7 protein-coding genes and 1 tRNA gene are annotated in these 5,892 nt (G+C 57.7%); 7 read left to right on the top strand and 1 reads right to left on the bottom strand.

The window, feature by feature from the left end; translation table 11 throughout:
• Window positions 1–101: 101 nt before the first annotated feature.
• The 5 genes from selD (at window position 102) to RMO15_RS21510 (ending at window position 3,424) form a co-directional block, all read left to right on the top strand.
• A complete protein-coding gene (selD, locus tag RMO15_RS21530; protein ID WP_309716962.1) occupies window positions 102–1,211 on the top strand; it encodes a selenide, water dikinase SelD in 1,110 nt (369 codons plus the stop codon).
• An 11-nt stretch (window positions 1,212–1,222) separates the two neighbouring features.
• Entirely contained in the window at window positions 1,223–1,606 is a 384-nt protein-coding gene (locus RMO15_RS21525) for a hypothetical protein (protein WP_309716959.1), read from the top strand.
• Between the two features lie 71 nt (window positions 1,607–1,677).
• Window positions 1,678–1,917 (top strand): hypothetical protein, encoded by a 240-nt coding sequence (locus RMO15_RS21520; RefSeq protein WP_309716955.1) that lies wholly within the window; start codon window positions 1,678–1,680, stop codon window positions 1,915–1,917.
• Window positions 1,918–2,265: 348 nt separating this feature from the next.
• Window positions 2,266–2,337: transfer RNA gene (locus RMO15_RS21515), tRNA-Cys, on the top strand.
• A gap of 34 nt (window positions 2,338–2,371) precedes the next feature.
• Window positions 2,372–3,424, top strand: coding sequence for a hypothetical protein (locus RMO15_RS21510; protein ID WP_309716952.1), 1,053 nt, complete (start codon window positions 2,372–2,374; stop codon window positions 3,422–3,424).
• Between the two features lie 131 nt (window positions 3,425–3,555).
• Here RMO15_RS21510 and RMO15_RS21505 read toward each other — a convergent pair whose 3' ends face one another.
• Window positions 3,556–3,765, bottom strand: a complete 210-nt coding sequence (locus tag RMO15_RS21505; RefSeq protein ID WP_309716949.1) for a winged helix-turn-helix domain-containing protein — start codon at window positions 3,763–3,765, stop codon at window positions 3,556–3,558.
• Between the two features lie 278 nt (window positions 3,766–4,043).
• Between RMO15_RS21505 and argS the strand changes: the two genes are divergently transcribed.
• Window positions 4,044–5,624, top strand: a complete 1,581-nt coding sequence (gene argS, locus RMO15_RS21500) for an arginine--tRNA ligase (protein WP_309716946.1) — start codon at window positions 4,044–4,046, stop codon at window positions 5,622–5,624.
• 24 nt (window positions 5,625–5,648) lie between these two features.
• Window positions 5,649–5,892, top strand: a 244-nt coding sequence (locus tag RMO15_RS21495) for a DALR anticodon-binding domain-containing protein (RefSeq protein WP_309716943.1), incomplete at its 3' end; no start/stop codon positions are given.

Genomic DNA, 5,892 nt, shown 5'->3' with positions numbered 1-5,892 from the left:
CTATCCTGATTATAGCGATAATGCCGCGAAAAAGCAAACAGATGTTTTAATTGACTCTTATCTTCAAATGGGGGTATCTTCGGAGGGGTGAATAATTATTTATGAGCAACACGACAGAGCCTAATAAACTCGAGCTTGCGGCGCAGCGACTGACGGCGCGGGTGCGATGCGCTGGCTGAGCGAGCAAGATCGGGCCGTCGGCTCTGAAGATAATTTTGGCGGGTCTGCCGCAGGAGAAGCACCCGGACGTTCTGGTGGGGCTGGATACATCTGACGATGCGGGCGTGATTCGGCTCAGCCCGGAGCTAGCGCTCATCCAGACCCTGGACTTCTTTACGCCTATCGTGGACAACCCCTACGACTTCGGGAGGATCGCCGCCGCCAACGCGCTCTCCGATGTCTACGCAATGGGCGGTGTCCCGCTCACGGCGATGAATATTCTCTGCTTCCCGATTAAAGAGCTACCTGGTGAGGTGCTCGCCGATATTCTGCGCGGCGGCTCGGATCAGCTAAAGCTTGCGGGCGTTCATCTTGCCGGGGGGCATAGTGTGGACGACCCCGAGCCCAAGTTCGGTCTCTCCGTGACGGGTACCGTGCACCCGGATCGGATCACCACCAACGCGGGGGCGCGGCCCGGCGATCTTCTGGTGCTTACCAAGCCTCTGGGAACCGGAATTCTGATGACAGCCGCCAAGTTCGACAAGCTGGATTCGTCAACGATGCAAATTGCTGTCGAGAGCATGGCGACCCTCAACGCTGCTGCCGCTACGGCAATGCGCGAGGTGGGGATTAACACTGGCTCCCCCAATCTTGGGGGCGGGGGGGGCATCTCTGCCGCTACTGACATCACGGGTTTTGGCTTGCTCGGGCATCTCTCGCACATTGCGCGGCAGAGCGGGGTTCGTCTACGGCTGGAAAACGATGCCATTCCGATGCTCCCGCGTGCCTGCGAGCTTGCCACCGAAGGCTTTGTGACGGGGGGCGGGGTCAGCAACGCCGAGTATCTCGCCGAGCTTGTCACGTTTGATTCTTCGGTTCATAAAGACCACCGCGAGGTCTTCTTCGATCCCCAGACCTCCGGAGGGCTCTGCATCGCTGTCGCGCCCAGTAAGCTAGGAGCCCTCCTGCTCGCCCTCCACCGCCACGGCGTCGAAACCAGAGCCGTGATTGGCCGTGTGGAAGAAGGCGAGCCGCAGATCATCGTTGAGTAGCTCCTACTTTTATGACAAAGCTTGAACAAGATGCGTTGACCTGTCTGCACTATGGACACTACTGCCCACTTCCCAAAATGGCAGAATGGGTCGCGAGTGAACTTGAAGCAATGTTTGAGTGGAACCCGGAACGGATCGTTGAAACGGCGGATACCTACCGTGCAGCTCTGGAGGGAATACTTGTCAAAGGCTGGCTAACCGTAGTTCGAGAGACGCCTGAAGTGCGCCGTGAGCGTTGGACGAAAGCGGGTTGGCTGGTTCCGCTTGCCGAAGACTTGCCCGAAAGCGGTGATCTCGATTTTACTTCGCAGGGCTTTTGGCTCTATCAGAAAACCTGCAAACTATCCGACTGGTTGACCTGGGTTGACGAAGAGGAAAAGAATATAACTGCGTGACCGTGAGTGCAAAAGCGTGCCAGGATTGGCTGGAATGGGCCAACCAGCCCTTCAGTGGGGGAGTATTGGAAATGGTAACCACTTATCCTATTCAGCACGTCGTTACCGATGTTCCCGTCAAAGTGGGGAAGTGGTTTTCGCGGGAGCAGCAGCGGCACCGAGCCGGGTGGAAGCTAACCATTCACTTCCGTCGTATGCGCCGCCGCCGCGTCCAACTCCCCGATCTCCAAGTCAATGGGTGGGTAGAGCCTTGGGCACACCTACGGATTGAGGGCAGGGTAGAGGGAATACGTTCGTTTTCGGGCACATAGCAAAGCCATCCGAGCAACGAAGCTCGGATGGCTCAGACCCAACTCAGATCGGAAAAGTGGTTAAAGCTTTACGAACGACAAAGATTTCGAGGGCGTGAGTGGTCTGTGTGAGGAGGCATAGGCCGCTCGCGCGCCTCTCGTTTTTTGGAGCGTTTTTCGCCCCTTCCCCATCTCCACAGAGTCAAATAAACGGTCGTTTTGTGAGTGCCGTAGATGGCAAAACCCCTTAACCCACTTTTCTGTTCCGTTGGTTGTCACGCACCAAGAAGAAGAAGAGTTGGCTGACCTGTTCGTGGGCGTGATACAGTACGGGCGTGATACAGTCCTGTTACTCAATTGTTTATCCGGGGCACGGTAGCCAAGTGGTAAGGCAAGGGTCTGCAAAATCCTCATGCGCCGGTTCGATTCCAGCTCGCGCCTCTTCCCTCTCGTTTGATCGGGGGAACCCATGAGTATGACACCACTCCCTCCCAGCAATACGACGCCACCTCCTCCCAACAAACAGATATCTCCGCTGGTAATCGGCCTTTTCTGCGTGATTGTGATTCTTCTCGGCGCACTGGTTTTTGCTATGAGCCGCGCGAGCAAGAAACCCAATCTGGCTCCCTCGCCCCCTGTTGCCGCGCCGACGGCAAGCCCGGAAGCTTCCGCGTCACCGACGCCGGGTACGTCGGAGCCGGGAGAGATCGTTTTTGGGCGCTCGGTCGATCACATGAAGCTCTCCGGGCGAACCGATTTGTTCGCGCCGAAAGACTCCCTGGCCTACGTCGCGACCTCGCCTGAGCCGTTCTCCGCCACGATGCTGGAGGCCAAGCTAACCCTCAAGGACGGGCGCGGCGAGCGGATCCTCCGCAGCTGGGACGTCGAGATCTCTGGCCCCGAGAACAAGGAGTTCTCCCAGAGTCTTTCTCGCGCCGACGCCCTGATCCAGAGTGAGGAGCCTGGAACCTACGTCCTGCGGCTCATCCGCGACGGCAAGACGCTCTGCAAGGGCGAGTTTAGCCTGCGTTCCAAAGAGAAGGTCGAGCCGGAGAATACGATAGATGCCGACGGAACTCCTCTAAATCCTGGCGACTGGCCGCGCTACCTCGCAGATTCGTTGGGCGTCCGGTTTCGTGCACCCGAAGGCTGGACCGTGAAGAGCGGTCGCGACGGCCAGGAAGTCTACGTCTCGATCCGCAAGAGCGAGACCCCGCCGATCTCTATGAAACTGAGCCAGAACCCGCCGAGCGACTTCGACGCACAGGATCACGACAAGCGAGAGGCGTTCGGCAAAAAGTACCACCGAATCAGCCTGAGCTCGGATCGGAAGTTCCAGGACCTCCCCACAAAGTCCTGGAACTTCGAGGAGATGTCCGACTCCGTCGCCACGAAACAATTCCGGAAGTTCCAGTTTGACAAGAACGGAAAGCGGTGGCAGTTCTCCATCGTGGCACCCAGCGATTACTACAGCCCCGATTTCGAATTGGAGTTCCAGCGGGTCATTGACAGCATCGAATTCAACTGACCGCGTCTCTCTCCTCGACGCTCCCGCGACCGAGAGATGGTCGTACTTGCAGGGAGTACAGATTCGCGGAGTTTGCCCCTTCCTCGCCCAGGTTTTGAGGACGCTCGGAAGTAGATGGAAACCGGATTCATCTACGAAGAGGATGCTGGCCTCTCGCTCTTTTGCACCTTTTTAAGCGCGTGCCATCCACTACGGAAGCCGCTTACCTGAGCAGGATTCTTCTGGCTGGCTTCCACTTGCGGCTTCTGCGAAGAGAAGCCTTGCTCGATCAGGGCTTTCCGGATCGTCGTATCTCCTGCCTTGATGCCCAGTTCACGTCGTGTGACTTTTTGGAGGCGCATATGGACTATCCCCATAAAAGTGTACATCAAGTTTAGCGACAGGCTCCTGATCAGGAGTACTATTTTAACCTTTCTTTCTTTCCCAAAACGTCTCACAGAGCTGGCAGTTTCACTACACGCCAACGCTGTATATTTATGTCAAAGGCAATTACTTCACCTGGGAAAGCCCTGAACCGTTTATCGCCCCAATGACAGTCGAACAAGCTATCTCTGCTCTGCGCCTAGGGATTGAAGCATGGCATCAAGCCCGAAAAAGCTGATACGATATACTGATCGCCATGAACTATGTCTTTGACCAGCTCCGGGAGCAGGCGAGCGCGGCACTTGTCGCCACGGGCCTGATCGCGCCGGAGCAGATTGCGCTGGCGGAGCCGAAAAATAGAGAGCTTGCCGATCTTGCCTGCCCTGTCTTTATCGCCGCCAAAGCGGCTGGGGACGCGCCGCCCGTCTTTGCCCAGAAGCTCGCCGCCGCCGTGCGCCTGTCGGACAACAGCCTACTTGCTTCCGTCGAGGCCGCTGGTGGCTTTGTCAACTTCACCGTCAATCCACAAGTGCTCGCTGCTGCCGTGTTGGACGAGGTGACGCGCCTCGGGGATGCGTTTGGTAAAGATCACTCGGTCGGTGCGGGTGAGAAAGTGATCGTCGAGTACAGCTCGCCTAATATCGCCCGAAAGATGCACGTCGGGCACCTTCGCTCCACCGTGATTGGCCATAGCCTGCGGTTAATCTTCGAGGCGCTTGGCTACGATGTGATCGCGGACAACCACCTAGGCGACTGGGGCACCCAGTTTGGAATGCTGCTGGCCGCCATTGATCTCTGGAAGCTCACGCCCTGGAACTCACCTGATCCTGTTCAGAGCCTCGTTGATATTTATGCCCAGTTTAACAATGCTCTTGTTCTTGAGGAGCGTGTCGCGGCACAGGTGGAGTGGAAGCCAGCTAAGGAAACCAAAACCGACAACTACACGTCGGAAAACAAGCTCTGGGTTGCGAGTGATGCCATGGTGAGGGCGATGAAGTGCGGCGAGAAAGCCACGTTACGGAACTTGGCGCGGGAGTGGTTTAAGAAGCTGGAAGATGGCGATGTGTGGGCGCGTGAGACGTGGCAGAGGCTGATTGACATCACGATGGCCGAGTTTAGCGGCACCTACGAGCGGCTTGGAGTGAGCTTTACGACCCAGCACGGCGAGAGCTACTTTGAGTCTATGATGCCTGAGGTGATGGCCGAAGCGGTTGAAAAAGGCGTCGCTGTTCGGGATGCGGGTGGCGCTCTGGTTGTGGAGTTTGACGATAAGCTGCCAAGCTGCCTGCTGCAAAAGTCCGACGGTGGGACGCTCTACCAGACGCGTGACGCGGCGACGTGTCTCTATCGCCTCAAAAACTACGCTCCCGCACGCAATGTCTACGTGGTCGGTGCCGAGCAGAAGCTCCACTTCCAGCAGGTCTTTGAGATCGTCCGGCGCATGGGCTACCCAAAAATCGCCGATGTGAGCATTCATATTAGCTTTGGGAAAGTATCGCCGCCCAACGGCGGGCGCTTCTCCATGCGCGAGGGAAATGTGGTTTTCCTCAACGATGTGCTGGACGAGGCCGTGGAGCGTGCCGTGGCCAAGATGCGCGAGAATGTCACCGAGGGCAGGTCGGAGATTTCTGAGGCGGAGATTGGCGAGATTGCCGAGACGCTAGGCGTCGGGGCGGTGATCTACGCCGATCTTTTCCAGGGGCCGGATCGCAATATCACCTTCGACTGGGACAAGATGCTCGCGGACACGGGAAACACGGCGATGTACTTGCAGTACGCCCACGCCCGCTGCAAGAGTATCTTGCGCAAAGCAAATACCCCCTTCGCGAAGCCGTAGGGGGTCGGCGAAGCCGGGGGGTGGTTGAAACACCCCGCCGAGCAGGCGCTGCTCAAGCAGCTTGCGCGAATGCCACATGCTGTGCGCGAGGCGGGTGAGAAGTACTTGCCTGCGACCGTTGCGGAGTGGACGTTCCAGCTTGCGAAGCTATTCTCGGCGTTCTACGACCAGTGCCCGGTGTTGCGCGATGATGTGCCTGCCGATACTCGCGCGGCGCGTCTGGCGCTGGTGGCGGCGACGGCGCAGGGGCTTAAAAACGGGCTAGTGC

The organism is Armatimonas sp., from assembly GCF_031410135.1.
Taxonomy (GTDB): Bacteria; Armatimonadota; Armatimonadia; order Armatimonadales; family Armatimonadaceae; genus Armatimonas.
This window is presented reverse-complemented; position numbering and strand designations above follow the sequence as displayed.